The following is a 14,448-nucleotide window of genomic DNA, read 5'->3' as shown; positions in this document are numbered from 1 at the left end:
ATGGAGAACAATCAGCCCATCATCGTCAAGCGCGTCAAGCGCTATGGCGGCGGCCATCACGGCGGCGCCTGGAAAATCGCCTTTGCCGACTTCGCCACGGCGATGATGGCGTTCTTCCTGGTGCTGTGGCTGTTGTCCACGGCCACGCCGGAACAGAAGATCGCCATCGCCGGTTACTTCAAGGACCCGATCGGCTTCTCGGAAAGCGGTACGCCCTACATCATCGACCTGGGTGGCTCGCCGCAGCTGGCGCCGGAAAAGACCATCAACCCCGAAGCCAAGTCCGAGCCGACGCCTGATACCAGCATCCAGCTGGACAAGGACCAGGTCGAGACCATGGCCGAGCAGGTCGAGCGTGAGCGTCTGGAGTTGTTGCTGCAGGAGCTGCAGAACAAGGTCGAGGAAAACCCGCAGCTGCAGAAGTTCAAGGACCAGATCCTGTTCGAGATCACCCAGGACGGCCTGCGCATCCAGATCATGGATGCCGAGAACCGGCCAATGTTCGACATCGGCAGCGCGCGCCTGCAGCCGTACTTCGAGGACATCCTGCTGGCCATGGCCGACACCATCAAGGCGGTGCCGAACAAGATCAGCATCAGCGGCCACACCGATGCCAAGCCGTATGCAGGCAGCGGTGAGTTCGGCAACTGGGAGCTGTCGGCCAACCGCGCCAACGCCGCGCGTCGTGCGCTGGTGGCCGGTGGCTATCCGGATGGCCAGGTGGCGCGCGTGGTGGGGTATGCCTCGTCGTCGCTGTTCGACCGCAACAACCCGTTCAACCCGGTCAACCGCCGCATCGACATCATCGTGCTGACCAAGAAGGCCCAGCGCAACATCGAGGGTGAGCAGGGCGCGCCAGAAGCACCGGCTGCCGAGCCTACACCTCCGGCCGCTGCGGCACCGGCTGTGCCAGGGGGGGCCGAGCAGGCACCCATGCAGCCGCGTGAACTGCGCCAGAAGCTGAACATCTTCGAAGAGGGGACGTTGAAGATGGATGAGGCCAAGGAGCAGTAAACCCTACAGGATCGCGCTGTAGCTCAAGCAAGCGCGGAACCTGTGGGAGCGGGCTTGCCCGTGAACACGGGCGAAGCCCGTGCCAACCACCGCGGTGCCTGCTTCGCGGGCACGCCCGCTCCCACAGGATTGGCGTGGCCCTTGAGCCTTGTGTAGTACCTGCGGGAGCGGGCAGGTCAGTAGGCGTCTTCCGGCAGGCTGGCGATGATCGAGCGGTAGCTGCTCATGCGCTGCGGCTTGATGCGCCCCTCATCCAGCGCCTTGAGCAGCGCACAGCCCGGTTCGCGATCATGCTTGCAATCGCGGAAGCGGCAGGTGCCGAACAGGTCGCGGAACTCGATGAAGCCATCTTCCACATCGCTGCGGCTGACGTGGCCGAGGCCGAATTCGCGGATGCCCGGTGAGTCGATCAGGTCCCCGCCATTAGGGAAGTGGTACAGCCGCGCGGTGGTGGTGGTGTGGGTGCCCTGGCCAGACCATTCCGACAGGTCGCCGACGCGGGTACCGGCGTCCGGCAGCAGGCTGTTGACCAGCGACGACTTGCCCACCCCCGACTGGCCGACGAACACGCTGATGTGGCCGTCGAGCATCTGCTGCAGGCGTTGCATGCCGTCACCCTGGTGTGCCGATACTTCCAGCAGCGGGTAGCCCAGCTCGCGGTAGACCTCCAGCAACGCCTGCAGGCCCGGGCCGTTCTGCTCATCGATCAGGTCGGCCTTGTTCAGCAGCAGCAGCGGGCGAATGCCGGCGTGCTCCGCCGCGACCAGGTAACGGTCGATCAGGTTGGGGTGCGGTTCGGGAGCGGGAGCGAAGACGATCACGATCAGGTCGACGTTGGCCGCCACCGGCTTCAACTGGCCGTGGTTGTTCGGCCGACACAGCTCGGTGCTGCGCGGCATCTGCGCGACGATCACGCCGATGCCCTGGTTGCCCGCGCGCCAGACCACCCGGTCGCCGGTGACCAGTGCCGGCAGGTTGGCGCGCAAGTGGCAGCGGAACACCTGGCCTGCGGCTTCGCCGTCCTGGGCCTCCACTTCTACCTGCACACCGAAGTGCGCGATCACAAGGCCCAACTGCTCCGGCCCCAGGTCGCCACCCTCCAGTTCCTGCAACACGTGTTGCTCGCGTTTGGCCGCACGCGCGGCGCGCTCGTTCTGGATTTTTTCGATGCGCCAGTTCTGGCGGCGGTTGAGCTGGCGTTTGGCCATGAAGGTTCCGTGCGTGGTGGGGCGGGTTGAAAACGGCAGGCAGTTTAGCACGCCAGGCAGCGGATCATTTCGCTGGCCTTCGTGCCGTGAATGGGCGCGCCCTGGCCACTACGCTACTATGAACGCCTATACGAGGAGCCCCTGCATGCAAAACCCACAGAACCTGATCTGGATCGACCTGGAAATGACCGGCCTGGATCCGGACAGCGACGTCATCATCGAGATGGCCACCATCGTTACCGACAGCGAGCTGAACACCCTGGCCGAAGGGCCGGTGATCGCCATCCACCACAGTGATGAAGTGCTGGCACGCATGGACGAGTGGAACACCCGCACCCATGGCGCTTCGGGCCTGACCCAGCGCGTGCGCGAGAGCAAGGTGGGCATGGCTGAAGCCGAGGCGCAGACCATCGCCTTCCTCGAACAGTGGGTGCCAAAAGGCAAGTCGCCGATCTGCGGCAACAGCATCTGCCAGGACCGGCGCTTCCTCTACCGCCACATGCGCAACCTGGAAAACTACTTCCACTACCGCAACCTGGACGTCTCGACCTTGAAGGAGCTCGCTGCACGCTGGGCGCCATCGGTACGTGACAGCTTCAAGAAAGGCAACACCCACCTGGCGCTGGACGACATCCGCGAATCGATCGCCGAGCTGCGCCACTACCGCGAGCACTTCATCAAGCTGTGAGTCGAAAAGGCGCAGATATTCTCTCTGCGCCCCCTTTTGGTGCCATGTGCAACTGGTTAGACTGCGCGCCTTTATCGCCTGCCCGCACGGACCCCGCGCCATGTTGTTGATGCTCTACCTGATTGCCATCACCGCCGAAGCCATGACCGGTGCGTTGTCTGCCGGCCGTCGCGGCATGGACTGGTTCGGCGTGGTGCTGATTGCCTGCGTCACCGCCCTGGGTGGCGGTTCGGTGCGTGACGTGCTGCTCGGGCACTACCCGCTGACCTGGGTGAAGCACCCGGAGTACCTGGTACTGACCAGTTGTGCAGCGCTGTTGACCATTTTCATCGCGCCGATGATGCGCCGCTTGCGTTCGCTGTTCCTGGTGCTCGATGCCCTGGGGCTGGTGGCCTTTACCCTGATTGGCTGCATGACTGCGCTGGAGATGGGGCAGGGCATGCTGGTGGCATCCCTCAGTGGGGTCATTACCGGGGTGTTTGGCGGAATCCTGCGGGACATCTTCTGCAACGACATTCCCTTGGTGTTCCGTCGCGAGTTGTACGCCAGTGTCTCGTTTGCGGCGGCCTGGTTCTACCTAGGCTGCGTGTACTTCAAGGTGCCGGCGGAGCAGGCGATGCTGCTGACGTTGTTTGGCGGCTTCCTGTTGCGCCTGCTGGCGATCCGCTTCCACTGGGAAATGCCCAAGTTCCACTACAACGACCAGCAGTAACGCAGTCCTGGCACAACATGGCCCCTGTGGGAGCGGGCGTGCCCGCGAACACCGGCAGAGCCGGTGCCATCCACCGCGTTGTCTGATTCGCGGGCACGCCCGCACCCACAAGGGTGGCGTAAGCTCTGGGGCTGGTTTGCTATTGAACGCCGTGCTGCGCCAACGCCCACTCCACGTGTTCGCGCACCAGCTCCGAGGCATCCTCGCGCCGCGCTTTCAAGGCTTCGATCACCGGGATCGTCGACGGCGCATTGCCCAGCCCCACCGCCAGGTTGCGCAACCAGCGCTCGTACCCGGCCCGGCGCAGCGGCCCGCCCTCGGTCTTGCGCAGGAAGGTCCGTTCATCCCACAGGAACATCTCGGCCAGTTCGGCGTTTTCCAGGCCATGGCGTGGCTGGAAGTCCTGCTCCTGGCTGGGCCTGGCAAAGCGGTTCCACGGGCAGACGATCTGGCAATCATCGCAACCGAACACCCGGTTACCCATCTTGGCGCGCAGTTCGACCGGGATCGGCCCCCTCAGCTCGATGGTCAGGTAGGAGATGCAACGCCGCGCATCGAGCACATAGGGCCCGACGAATGCCTGGGTCGGGCAGATGTCCAGGCAGGCCTGGCAACGCCCGCAATGCTCGCTGGCAGTGGCCTCGTCCACCGGCAGCGGCAGGTCGACGAACAGTTCGGCGAGGAAGAAGTAGCTGCCTGCCTTGCGGTTGAGCAACAGCGTGTTCTTGCCGATCCAGCCCAGCCCGGCCTGCTCGGCCAGGGCCTTTTCCAGCACGGGGGCGCTGTCGACGAAGGCGCGGTAGCCGAACGGGCCGATGGCTTCCTGGATGCGGTCGGCCAGGAACTGTACGCGTTTGCGCACCAGCTTGTGGTAGTCCCGACCCAGGGCATAGCGTGACACGTAGGCTTTTTCCGGCTGTGCCAGGCGCTGCGCCATCTGCGTGTCGCCGGGTAGGTAATCCATGCGCAGCGATACCACACGCACCGTGCCGGGGATCAGTTGCTCCGGGTGTGCGCGTTTGCTGCCATGGGCGCCGAGGTATTCCATCTCGCCCTGGTAGCCGGCATCGAGCCAGCGTTGCAGGTGATGTTCGTGTTCGCCAAGGTCGACCCCGGCGATGCCCACATGGGCAAAACCGAGTTCTTGGCCCCAAATCTTGATGGATTGGGCCAGTTGGGCGAGGTCAGGCGTACAAGCGGACATGGATGGGCAAGGCATAACGGGCTCAGGTGCGTATAATTCTGCCAGACATTGGAGCCTTTGACCGCATGCCGCAGACCAAACACCCCAGCCATGCCCCGCAACTGCTCAGCAGCGTGAGCGTCGCCCGCCTGCCGGCGCGGCAGGCACAGGCCCACAAAGGCGACTTCGGCCATGTGCTGGTGGTCGGTGGCGACCTCGGTACCGGGGGCGCCGCGTTGCTCAGTGCCGAAGCCGCGCTGCGCTGTGGTGCCGGCCTGGTCAGTGTGGCAACCCGCCCTGAACATGTTGCTGCCGGCCTGACCCGCATGCCCGAGGCCATGTGCCTGGGGGTCGAATCGGCCAACCAGTTGATGGCGGTGCTGGAGCGTGCTTCGGTGCTGGTGGTCGGCCCCGGGCTGGGCCAGGCGGCCTGGGGCCGCAGCCTGCTGTCGGCGGTGGCCAATGCCGAGCGCCCGCAAGTGTGGGATGCCGATGCCCTGAACTTGCTGGCGCGCACCCCGCTGGCCTTGCCCAGTGGCAGCATTCTCACCCCGCACCCGGGGGAAGCGGCGCGGCTGCTGGGGATTTCTACCGAGGCGGTGCAGGTCGACCGCCAGGGCGCCGCGCGCAAGCTGGCGCGGCGTTACAACAGTGTCTGCGTGCTCAAGGGCGCTGGCACGCTGGTCGCCGACCCGGCCGGGCAGCTGCTGCTGTGCGAGCGCGGCCACCCGGCCATGGCCGGTGCCGGCCTGGGCGATGTGCTGACCGGCGTGCTGGCGGCGCTGTTGGCCCAGGGCCTGGATGCCTGGCAGGCCGCTGGGCTGGGAGTATGGCTGCACGCCTGTGCGGGCGAACGCCTGGGCGTCAAAGGTAGAGGCCTGGCCGCCAGCGATCTGGCACCGGTCATTCGAGAGTTGTTGGAGGAGCATTCTGCGTGTCTGGCTTAAACCTGTTTCTGGCCGATGAAGCGGCCACGGTCAAATTCGGCGCACAACTGGCCGAGGTGACCGGCGGTCACGGCGTGATCTTTCTGGAAGGTGACCTGGGCGCGGGCAAAACCACGCTGTCGCGTGGCCTGATCCGTGGCCTGGGCCATACTGGTGCAGTGAAAAGCCCGACCTTCACCGTGGTCGAACCCTACGAAATCGGTGAGGTCCGAGCTTTCCACTTTGACCTGTACCGCCTGGTCGATCCGGAAGAGCTGGAATTCATGGGCATTCGTGACTATTTCGAGGGCGACCCGCTGTGCCTGTTCGAGTGGCCACAAAAGGGTGCGGGCGTTTTGCCAAAGCCTGACCTGACCATTACCATAAGCCCCCAAGCGGGCGGACGCTCGCTGAACCTTTCGCCGCAGGGGGCTCGCGGCGAGGCCTGGTGCGTGGCACTGGCCGAACATCATAAACAGTAAGTGGGGTAGGTATGCGCATACGCGCACTGGTCGCCATCGTTGGGCTGCTGCTGACAACGGTGACCGTTGACGCTCTGGCCGTCACTCAAGTCAAGAGCATGCGCCTGTGGCGCGCGCCAGACAACACGCGGCTGGTCTTCGACCTGTCTGGCCCCGTGCAGCATAGCGTCTTCACCTTGAGCGCACCGGATCGCCTGGTTATCGACATCAATGGTGCGACCCTGGCCGCGCCATTGAACGTGGCCACCTCCAACACGCCGATCAGCAGCGTGCGTTCGGCCCAGCGCACCCCGACCGACCTGCGTGTGGTGGTCGACCTGAAAAAATCGGTCACCCCGAAAAGCTTTACCCTGGCGCCCAATGCCCAGTACGGCAACCGCCTGGTGGTCGACCTGTACGACCAGGAAGCCGACGCTATCGCCGCCACTGCGCCAACCCCGCCACCGACGCCGGCGCAAGCGCCTGCAACCACGCCAGCCGTGCCGGTCACCCCGGCCCAGCCTGCCATCAAGCTGCCGCCGGTGCCCAACGGCAAACGCGACATCGTGGTGGCCATCGACGCCGGCCACGGCGGCGAAGACCCGGGCGCTTCCGGCTCGCGTGGCCAGCATGAGAAGGACATCGTGCTGCAGATCGCCAAGGAACTGCAGCGCCAGATCAACAGCGAAAAAGGCTTCCGGGCCGAGCTGACCCGCACCGGCGACTATTTCATCCCGCTGCGCAAGCGCACCGAGATCGCCCGCAAAAAGGGCGCCGACCTGTTCATCTCGATCCATGCCGATGCCGCGCCGTCCCGTGCTGCCTTCGGTGCCTCGGTATTCGCCCTGTCCGACCGCGGCGCCACTTCCGAAACCGCGCGCTGGCTGGCCGACACGGAAAACCGTTCCGACCTGATCGGCGGTGCCGGTAACGTCAGCCTCGACGACAAGGACCGCATGCTCGCCGGGGTATTGCTCGACCTGTCGATGACCGCCACGCTCAGCTCCAGCCTCAATGTCGGGCAGAAGGTGCTGGGCAACATGGGGCGTATCACCTCGCTGCACAAGCAGCGTGTGGAACAGGCCGGCTTCATGGTGTTGAAGTCGCCGGACATCCCGTCGATCCTCGTTGAAACCGGGTTCATCTCGAACAACAACGAAGCCGCCAAGCTTGCTACCGCGAGCCACCAGCAGGCCCTGGCCCGTTCGATCCACACCGGTGTGCGCCAGTACTTCCAGCAGAACCCGCCGCCTGGCACCTACATTGCCTGGCTGCGCGACACCGGCAAGATCGCCGCAGGCCCGCGTGAGCACACGGTCCGTCCTGGCGAGACCCTGGCGATGATCGCGGTCCGCTACCAGGTCAGCGTGACCAGCCTGCGCAACGCCAACAGCCTCAAGAGCGATGAGCTGAAGGTCGGCCAGCGCCTCGATATCCCTGCCACCACCTTGGCCGCGCAATGAGTGGCGGTTCGCGCATCCAGCTGCTCAGCCCGCGGCTGGCCAACCAGATTGCCGCCGGCGAGGTTGTCGAGCGGCCGGCTTCGGTCGCCAAGGAGCTGCTGGAGAACAGCCTGGACTCTGGTGCCCGACGCATTGATGTGGAAGTAGAGCAGGGCGGCGTCAAGCTGCTGCGAGTGCGTGACGATGGCAGCGGCATTTCCGCCGATGACCTGCCGCTGGCCCTGGCCCGCCACGCCACCAGCAAGATCCGCGAGCTGGAAGACCTCGAAGGGGTATTGAGCCTGGGCTTCCGCGGTGAGGCCCTGGCCTCGATCAGCTCGGTGGCACGCCTGACCCTGACCTCGCGAACCGCCAGTGCGAGCGAAGCCTGGCAGGTGGAAACCGAAGGCCGCGACATGACTCCCCGGGTGCAGCCAGCGGCGCATCCGGTCGGCACGTCGGTGGAAGTGCGCGACCTGTTCTTCAACACCCCGGCGCGGCGCAAGTTCCTCAAGGCCGAGAAAACCGAATTCGACCACCTGCAGGAAGTCATCCGGCGCCTGGCACTGGCGCGCTTCGATGTCGGCTTCCACCTGCGCCACAACGGCAAGAGCATTCTCAGCCTGCACGAAGCCCACGACGAAACCGCCCGTGCACGGCGGGTAGGCGCCATTTGCGGCCCGGGCTTCATGGAGCAGGCACTGCCGATCGACGTAGAGCGCAACGGCCTGCGCTTGTGGGGTTGGGTCGGCCTGCCGACCTTCTCGCGCAGCCAGGCCGACCTGCAGTATTTCTTCGTCAATGGCCGTGCGGTGCGCGACAAGCTGGTCGCCCACGCCGTGCGCCAGGCCTACCGTGACGTGCTGTTCAATGGCCGGCACCCGACCTTCGTGCTGTTCCTGGAGCTGGAGCCCAACGGCGTCGACGTCAACGTCCACCCGACCAAGCATGAAGTGCGTTTCCGCGAAGGGCGCTCGGTGCATGATTTCCTCTATGGCACCCTGCATCGCGCCTTGGCCGACGTGCGCCCGGAAGACCAGCTGGCCGCGCCTGCCGCCGTGCCCGAGATCATCCGCCCCAGCGGGCCGCTGGCCGGTGAATTCGGCCCACAGGGCGAAATGCGCCTGGCCTCGCCGGTGCTCGAACAGCCACGCGCCCCGCAGCAGTCATATGCCGGCGGCAGCGGCGCAGGTTACCAGTACCAGTACACCCCGCGGCCCGCGCAAGCGCTGCCGGCCGCCGAGGCGCAGGCGGTGTATCGCGAGTTTTACAAGCCGCTGGAGGAAGGTGTGGTCGCGGCGTCGGCGTTGCCCGAAAGCCAGGGCGATATTCCCCCGCTGGGCTACGCGCTGGCCCAGCTCAAGGGCATCTACATCCTGGCCGAGAACGCCATCGGCCTGGTGCTGGTGGACATGCACGCGGCCCACGAGCGCATCATGTACGAGCGCCTGAAGGTGGCCATGGCCAGCGAAGGCCTCAGTGGCCAGCCGCTGCTGGTGCCCGAGACCCTGGCCCTGAGCCAGCGCGAAGCCGACTGCGCCGAAGAGCACGCGCAGTGGTTCCAGCGCCTGGGCTTCGAGCTGCAGCGCCTGGGCCCCGAGACCTTGGCGATCCGCCAGATCCCGGCGTTGCTCAAGCAGGCCGAGGCCAACCGCCTGGTGCAGGATGTGCTCGCCGACCTGATGGAGTACGGCACCAGCGACCGTATCCAGGCGCACCTGAACGAGCTGCTCGGCACCATGGCCTGCCACGGCGCGGTGCGCGCCAACCGGCGCCTGGCGATCCCCGAGATGAACGCCCTGCTGCGCGACATGGAAAACACCGAGCGCAGTGGCCAGTGCAACCACGGCCGTCCCACCTGGACCCAGATGGGCCTGGACGACCTGGACAAACTCTTCCTGCGCGGTCGATGACATGAGCGGCAAGCCCCCTGCAATATTCCTGATGGGCCCTACGGCAGCCGGCAAGACCGACTTGGCCATCGAGCTGACCAAGGTCCTGCCCTGTGAACTGATCAGCGTCGATTCGGCGCTGGTCTACCGCGGCATGGACATCGGCTCGGCCAAGCCTTCGAAGGAGATCCTCGCGGCCTACCCGCACCGGCTGATCGACATTCGCGATCCGGCCGAGAGCTATTCGGCTGCGCAGTTCCGGGCCGATGCCCTGGAGGCCATGGCTGAAATCACTGCCCGCGGCAAGATCCCCTTGCTGGTCGGCGGCACCATGCTCTATTACAAGGCATTGCTCGAGGGGCTGGCCGACATGCCGGCCGCCGATGCTGCGGTACGTGCCGAGCTGGAAGCCCAGGCCGAGGCCCTGGGCCTGGCCGAGCTGCATCGCCAGCTGGCCGAAGTCGACCCGGAGTCGGCGGCGCGCATCCACCCCAACGACCCGCAACGGTTGATCCGGGCGCTGGAGGTGTACCGGGTGAGCGGCGAGAGCATGACAGTCCATCGCCAGCGTCAATTCGCGGAAAGTCGCGGCGCAGACGCAGGCGCTGGCGGACATTTGCCCTATACTGTCGCGAGTTTGGCGATTGCTCCTACAGATCGTCACATTTTGCATCAGCGAATTGCGTTACGATTTTCGCAAATGTTGGAACAGGGCTTTGTCGAGGAGGTCCGATCGCTGCGAGCCAGAAGTGACTTGCACGCCGGGCTGCCGTCTATACGGGCAGTGGGATATCGGCAGGTCTGGGACTACCTTGACGGCAAGCTGACTGAGAATGAGATGCGTGAACGCGGTATCATCGCTACCCGGCAGCTGGCCAAGCGGCAGTTCACCTGGTTGCGTGGCTGGCCTGAAGTGCATTGGCTTGACAGCCTGGCCTGCGACAATCTGTCCCGCACCTTGAAATACCTCGGGGCCATCTCCATATTGAGCTGAGTCCCTGCTGATTGCCGTCTATTCTTGCGAAGGGGCGGCCTAATTTATCGATTTTCTTGATTTTCTATTATTGATCCTTACAGGAGTGCGGCATATGTCAAAAGGGCATTCGCTACAAGACCCTTACTTGAACACCTTGAGAAAAGAAAAGGTCCCGGTATCCATTTACCTGGTCAACGGCATCAAACTGCAGGGCTCGATCGAATCCTTCGACCAGTTCGTGGTACTGCTGAAGAACACCGTCAGCCAGATGGTCTACAAGCACGCCATCTCGACCGTGGTTCCTGCACGTCCGGTTCGCCTGCCAAGCCCGTCCGATTCCGATCACGGCGACAGCGAGCCAGGCAACGCCTGATAGGAGCCTGCATTGTTCTTTGAGCGCCACGGTGGTGGTGAGCGGGCGTTGCTCGTTCACTTGGAAGGTCAGAACCCTGAGGCGCGCGAAGACCCGCAGGAGTTTCAGGAGCTGGCATTGTCGGCCGGTGCCGACATCGTCTCGCTGGTCACGGTGTCAAGGCATCAGCCTTCCGCCAAATACCTGATTGGCACTGGCAAGGTCGAGGAGTTGCACGACCTGGTCCATGCCGAACAGGTAGACCTGGTGATTTTCAATCACACCCTCACGCCCAGTCAGGAGCGCAACCTCGAACGCGTGTTCGAGTGCCGTGTGCTCGATCGTACCGGGCTGATCCTCGATATCTTCGCCCAGCGGGCGCGTACCCATGAAGGCAAGCTGCAGGTCGAACTGGCCCAGCTCGAGCACATGAGCACGCGGCTGGTTCGCGGCTGGACCCACCTTGAACGGCAGAAGGGTGGTATCGGCCTGCGCGGCCCGGGTGAAACCCAGCTGGAAACCGACCGCCGTCTGTTGCGGGTACGTATTCGGCAGATCAAGTCACGCCTGGAAAAGGTGCGCAGCCAGCGTGAGCAGGCGCGTCGCGGGCGCAAGCGCGCGGATATCCCGTCGGTGTCGCTGGTGGGTTATACCAACGCCGGCAAATCCACGCTGTTCAATGCCCTGACCGCATCCGAGGTATATGCCGCGGACCAGCTGTTCGCCACCCTCGACCCGACCCTGCGCCGGCTCGAACTGAACGACCTGGGGCCGATCGTGCTGGCTGACACCGTGGGTTTCATTCGCCACCTGCCGCACAAGCTGGTCGAGGCATTTCGGGCTACGCTCGAAGAGTCGAGCAACTCCGACCTGTTGCTGCATGTGATCGACGCCCATGAGCCAGAGCGCATGGAGCAGATCGAGCAGGTACTGGCGGTGTTGGGCGAGATTGGTGCCGAAGGGTTGCCGATCCTCGAGGTGTATAACAAACTCGACTTGCTCGAAGATGTCGAGCCGCAGATCCAGCGCAATGCCGATGGCAAGCCTGAGCGGGTCTGGGTATCGGCACGCGATGGGCGTGGCCTGGAGCTGGTCGGCCAGGCGATTGCCGAGTTGCTGGGGGATGATCTGTTTGTCGGTACCCTGTGTCTGGAGCAGCGTTTTGCCCGCTTGCGCGCGCAATTCTTTGCCCTGGGTGCCGTGCAGAGTGAAGCGCATGATGAAGAAGGGCGCAGCCTGCTGAGCGTGCGACTGCCCAGGGTGGAACTGAATCGCCTGGTCAGCCGCGAAGGCATGGAGCCGCAAGTGTTTGTCGAGCAACACACTTTGCAATAAATGCTCGTCGAGGTCGCCGGGCAGCAGTGACAGGCATTCTGTAGCATTGGACGGCGCGCCGTGGGCGCGTCTTTGCTTTATCAGATGGAGAGCGCTATGGCTTGGAACGAGCCGGGTGGCAACTCGAACAATCAGGATCCCTGGGGCGGCCGCCGTGGTGGCGGTGGCGGCGGTGGTGACAAGAAAGGTCCGCCGGATCTGGACGAGGCCTTCCGCAAATTGCAGGACAGCCTGAACGGCATGTTCGGCAGTGGCAAGAAACGTGGCGGCGGCGACCGCAATGTCGGCAAGGGCGGTGGCCTGGGCCTGCTGGGCATCGGCCTGGCGGTACTGGCGGCCATCTGGCTGTACAGCGCCGTCTATGTCGTCGACGAGCAGGAGCAGGCCGTGGTGCTGCGCTTCGGCAAGTACTATGAAACGGTCGGTCCTGGCCTGAACATCTACTTCCCGCCGATCGATCGCAAGTACATGGAAAACGTCACGCGTGAGCGTGCCTACACCAAGCAGGGCCAGATGCTGACCGAAGACGAGAACATCGTCGAGGTGCCGCTGACTGTGCAGTACAAGATCAGCAACCTGCAGGACTTCGTGCTCAACGTCGACCAGCCTGAGGTGAGCCTGCAGCACGCGACCGAAAGCGCCCTGCGCCACGTGGTGGGTTCCACCTCGATGGACCAGGTGCTGACCGAGGGCCGCGAGCAGATGGCCGTGGATATCCGCGAACGCCTGCAGCGCTTCCTCGACAACTACCGCACGGGTATCACCGTTACCCAGGTCAACGTGCAGAGCGCGGCAGCCCCGCGTGAAGTGCAGGAGGCCTTCGACGACGTGATCCGTGCCCGTGAAGACGAGCAGCGTGCGCGCAACCAGGCCGAGTCCTACGCCAACGGCGTGGTGCCGGAAGCGCGTGGCCAGGCCCAGCGCATCATCGAGGATGCCAACGGTTACCGTGACGAAGTCATTGCCCGTGCCAAGGGTGAGGCCGACCGCTTCACCAAGCTGGTTGCCGAGTACCGCAAGGCTCCTGACGTGACCCGTCAGCGCCTGTACCTGGAGACCATGCAGGAGGTCTACAGCAATTCGAGCAAGGTCATGGTGGCAACCAAGGACGGGCAGAACAACCTGCTCTACCTGCCGCTGGACAAGATGGTCGAAGGCAGCCGCAACCCGTCCGCGCCAACCACCAGCGTGTCGCCATCGGTCAACGATGCGGCCGCCCGTGCGGCGCAGGACCTGCAACAGCAACAGCAGCCGCTGCGCACTAGGGAGAGCCGCTGATGAGCAACCGATCGCTGATCGCCCTGATCGCCGCCGTGGTCCTGGCCATCGTTGCCTGGAACAGCTTCTATATCGTGTCGCAGACCGAGCGTGCGGTAATGCTGCGCTTCGGTAAGGTAGTCCAGGCGGATGTCCAGCCGGGCCTGCACGTGAAGATTCCGTACGTGAACCAGGTACGCAAGTTCGACGCCCGCCTGATGACCCTCGACGCCCCGACCCAGCGGTTCCTGACCCTGGAAAAGAAAGCGGTGATGGTCGACGCCTACGCCAAGTGGCGCGTCAAGGATGCCGAGCGCTTCTATACCGCTACCTCCGGCATGAAGCAGATTGCCGACGAGCGTCTGTCGCGTCGCCTGGAAAGCGGCCTGCGTGACCAGTTCGGTAAACGTACCCTGCACGAGGTGGTTTCCGGTGAACGTGACGCGCTGATGGCTGACATCACTGCATCGCTCAACCGCATGGCCGCCAAGGAGCTGGGTATCGAGGTGGTCGACGTACGCGTCAAGGCCATCGACCTGCCGAAGGAAGTCAACCGCAGCGTGTTCGATCGCATGAGCACCGAGCGTGAGCGTGAAGCCCGCGAGCACCGCGCCAAGGGTAACGAGCTGGCTGAGGGTATCCGTGCCGATGCCGACCGTCAGCGTCGTGTACTGCTGGCCGAGGCCTATCGCGAGGCAGAGGAAACCCGCGGTGACGGCGACGCCCAGGCGGCCGCCATCTACGCCAAGGCCTACACCCAGGACGCCGATTTCTATGCGTTCTACCGTAGCCTGCAGGCCTACCGCGAGAGCTTCTCGAGCAAGAGCGACGTGCTGGTCCTGGACCCGAAGAACGAGTTCTTCCGCTTCCTGGACAAGAGCAAGCCGTGATGCTCAGGCCCTGATTCCAGTGCAGCGGCCCCCGCCTGGCAGCTAAAACGCCTGGCGGGGTGCATCCTGATGGAAAAGGGGTGTATGATGAGGCAGCCGGGAAATTTCCCGG

At 64.4% G+C, this 14,448-nt stretch carries 14 protein-coding genes; 12 read left to right on the top strand and 2 right to left on the bottom strand.

The genetic code is table 11. The features are described from left to right. Positions 1-1,014 (top strand): flagellar motor protein MotB, encoded by a 1,014-nt coding sequence (gene motB / locus HG549_RS22985; RefSeq protein ID WP_170033025.1) that lies wholly within the window; start codon positions 1-3, stop codon positions 1,012-1,014. Between the two features lie 176 nt (positions 1,015-1,190). On the opposite strand, the gene rsgA is transcribed toward motB, so the two are convergent. After that, positions 1,191-2,222, bottom strand: coding sequence for a small ribosomal subunit biogenesis GTPase RsgA (gene rsgA / locus HG549_RS22980; protein ID WP_170033024.1), 1,032 nt, complete (start codon positions 2,220-2,222; stop codon positions 1,191-1,193). A 145-nt stretch (positions 2,223-2,367) separates the two neighbouring features. Between rsgA and orn the strand changes: the two genes are divergently transcribed. Beyond that, positions 2,368-2,910 (top strand): oligoribonuclease, encoded by a 543-nt coding sequence (gene orn / locus HG549_RS22975; RefSeq protein WP_170033023.1) that lies wholly within the window; start codon positions 2,368-2,370, stop codon positions 2,908-2,910. A gap of 100 nt (positions 2,911-3,010) precedes the next feature. Next, positions 3,011-3,622 carry a trimeric intracellular cation channel family protein gene (locus HG549_RS22970; protein WP_170033022.1) on the top strand — a complete coding sequence of 204 codons (612 nt, stop codon included), beginning with the start codon at positions 3,011-3,013 and terminating at the stop codon, positions 3,620-3,622. A 139-nt stretch (positions 3,623-3,761) separates the two neighbouring features. Here HG549_RS22970 and queG read toward each other — a convergent pair whose 3' ends face one another. After that, positions 3,762-4,826, bottom strand: a complete 1,065-nt coding sequence (gene queG, locus HG549_RS22965) for a tRNA epoxyqueuosine(34) reductase QueG (protein WP_170034311.1) — start codon at positions 4,824-4,826, stop codon at positions 3,762-3,764. A gap of 65 nt (positions 4,827-4,891) precedes the next feature. Between queG and HG549_RS22960 the strand changes: the two genes are divergently transcribed. The 9 genes from HG549_RS22960 (at position 4,892) to hflC (ending at position 14,336) form a co-directional block, all read left to right on the top strand. Then, positions 4,892-5,752, top strand: coding sequence for an NAD(P)H-hydrate dehydratase (locus HG549_RS22960; RefSeq protein WP_170033021.1), 861 nt, complete (start codon positions 4,892-4,894; stop codon positions 5,750-5,752). Positions 5,753-5,754: 2 nt separating this feature from the next. After that, the gene (gene tsaE, locus HG549_RS22955; RefSeq protein WP_189665780.1) at positions 5,755-6,213 is read left to right on the top strand and encodes a tRNA (adenosine(37)-N6)-threonylcarbamoyltransferase complex ATPase subunit type 1 TsaE; all 459 of its coding nucleotides are present in this window, start codon (positions 5,755-5,757) and stop codon (positions 6,211-6,213) included. An 11-nt stretch (positions 6,214-6,224) separates the two neighbouring features. Then, the gene (locus tag HG549_RS22950; RefSeq protein WP_170033019.1) at positions 6,225-7,655 is read left to right on the top strand and encodes an N-acetylmuramoyl-L-alanine amidase; all 1,431 of its coding nucleotides are present in this window, start codon (positions 6,225-6,227) and stop codon (positions 7,653-7,655) included. Further along, positions 7,652-9,547, top strand: coding sequence for a DNA mismatch repair endonuclease MutL (gene mutL / locus HG549_RS22945; protein ID WP_170033018.1), 1,896 nt, complete (start codon positions 7,652-7,654; stop codon positions 9,545-9,547). The genes HG549_RS22950 and mutL overlap by 4 nt, the downstream gene beginning before the upstream one ends. A gap of 1 nt (position 9,548) precedes the next feature. Continuing rightward, positions 9,549-10,520, top strand: coding sequence for a tRNA (adenosine(37)-N6)-dimethylallyltransferase MiaA (gene miaA, locus HG549_RS22940; RefSeq protein ID WP_170033017.1), 972 nt, complete (start codon positions 9,549-9,551; stop codon positions 10,518-10,520). A 94-nt stretch (positions 10,521-10,614) separates the two neighbouring features. Then, on the top strand, positions 10,615-10,875 hold the full coding sequence (gene hfq / locus HG549_RS22935) for an RNA chaperone Hfq (RefSeq protein WP_015272006.1): 261 nt from the start codon (positions 10,615-10,617) through the stop codon (positions 10,873-10,875). A 12-nt stretch (positions 10,876-10,887) separates the two neighbouring features. Beyond that, positions 10,888-12,189: a ribosome rescue GTPase HflX gene (gene hflX, locus HG549_RS22930; protein WP_170033016.1), complete on the top strand. Its 1,302-nt coding sequence runs from the start codon at positions 10,888-10,890 to the stop codon at positions 12,187-12,189. Between the two features lie 96 nt (positions 12,190-12,285). Further along, entirely contained in the window at positions 12,286-13,467 is a 1,182-nt protein-coding gene (hflK, locus tag HG549_RS22925) for an FtsH protease activity modulator HflK (protein ID WP_170033015.1), read from the top strand. Next, the gene (hflC, locus tag HG549_RS22920; RefSeq protein ID WP_170033014.1) at positions 13,467-14,336 is read left to right on the top strand and encodes a protease modulator HflC; all 870 of its coding nucleotides are present in this window, start codon (positions 13,467-13,469) and stop codon (positions 14,334-14,336) included. The genes hflK and hflC overlap by 1 nt, the downstream gene beginning before the upstream one ends. Positions 14,337-14,448 lie beyond the last annotated feature (112 nt).

Origin of the sequence: Pseudomonas sp. SK, assembly GCF_012975065.1 — a bacterium.
Classification (GTDB): domain Bacteria; phylum Pseudomonadota; class Gammaproteobacteria; order Pseudomonadales; family Pseudomonadaceae; genus Aquipseudomonas; species Aquipseudomonas anuradhapurensis.
This window is presented reverse-complemented; position numbering and strand designations above follow the sequence as displayed.

Coding starts and splice junctions, on each gene's coding strand:
- hfq (WP_015272006.1), top strand. CDS start 10,615: ATGTCAAAAGGGCATTCGCTACAAGACCCTTACTTGAACACCTTGAGA.
- HG549_RS22950 (WP_170033019.1), top strand. CDS start 6,225: ATGCGCATACGCGCACTGGTCGCCATCGTTGGGCTGCTGCTGACAACG.
- rsgA (WP_170033024.1), bottom strand. CDS start 2,222: ATGGCCAAACGCCAGCTCAACCGCCGCCAGAACTGGCGCATCGAAAAA.
- mutL (WP_170033018.1), top strand. CDS start 7,652: ATGAGTGGCGGTTCGCGCATCCAGCTGCTCAGCCCGCGGCTGGCCAAC.
- HG549_RS22970 (WP_170033022.1), top strand. CDS start 3,011: ATGTTGTTGATGCTCTACCTGATTGCCATCACCGCCGAAGCCATGACC.
- motB (WP_170033025.1), top strand. CDS start 1: ATGGAGAACAATCAGCCCATCATCGTCAAGCGCGTCAAGCGCTATGGC.
- orn (WP_170033023.1), top strand. CDS start 2,368: ATGCAAAACCCACAGAACCTGATCTGGATCGACCTGGAAATGACCGGC.
- hflK (WP_170033015.1), top strand. CDS start 12,286: ATGGCTTGGAACGAGCCGGGTGGCAACTCGAACAATCAGGATCCCTGG.
- queG (WP_170034311.1), bottom strand. CDS start 4,826: ATGTCCGCTTGTACGCCTGACCTCGCCCAACTGGCCCAATCCATCAAG.
- hflC (WP_170033014.1), top strand. CDS start 13,467: ATGAGCAACCGATCGCTGATCGCCCTGATCGCCGCCGTGGTCCTGGCC.
- miaA (WP_170033017.1), top strand. CDS start 9,549: ATGAGCGGCAAGCCCCCTGCAATATTCCTGATGGGCCCTACGGCAGCC.
- HG549_RS22960 (WP_170033021.1), top strand. CDS start 4,892: ATGCCGCAGACCAAACACCCCAGCCATGCCCCGCAACTGCTCAGCAGC.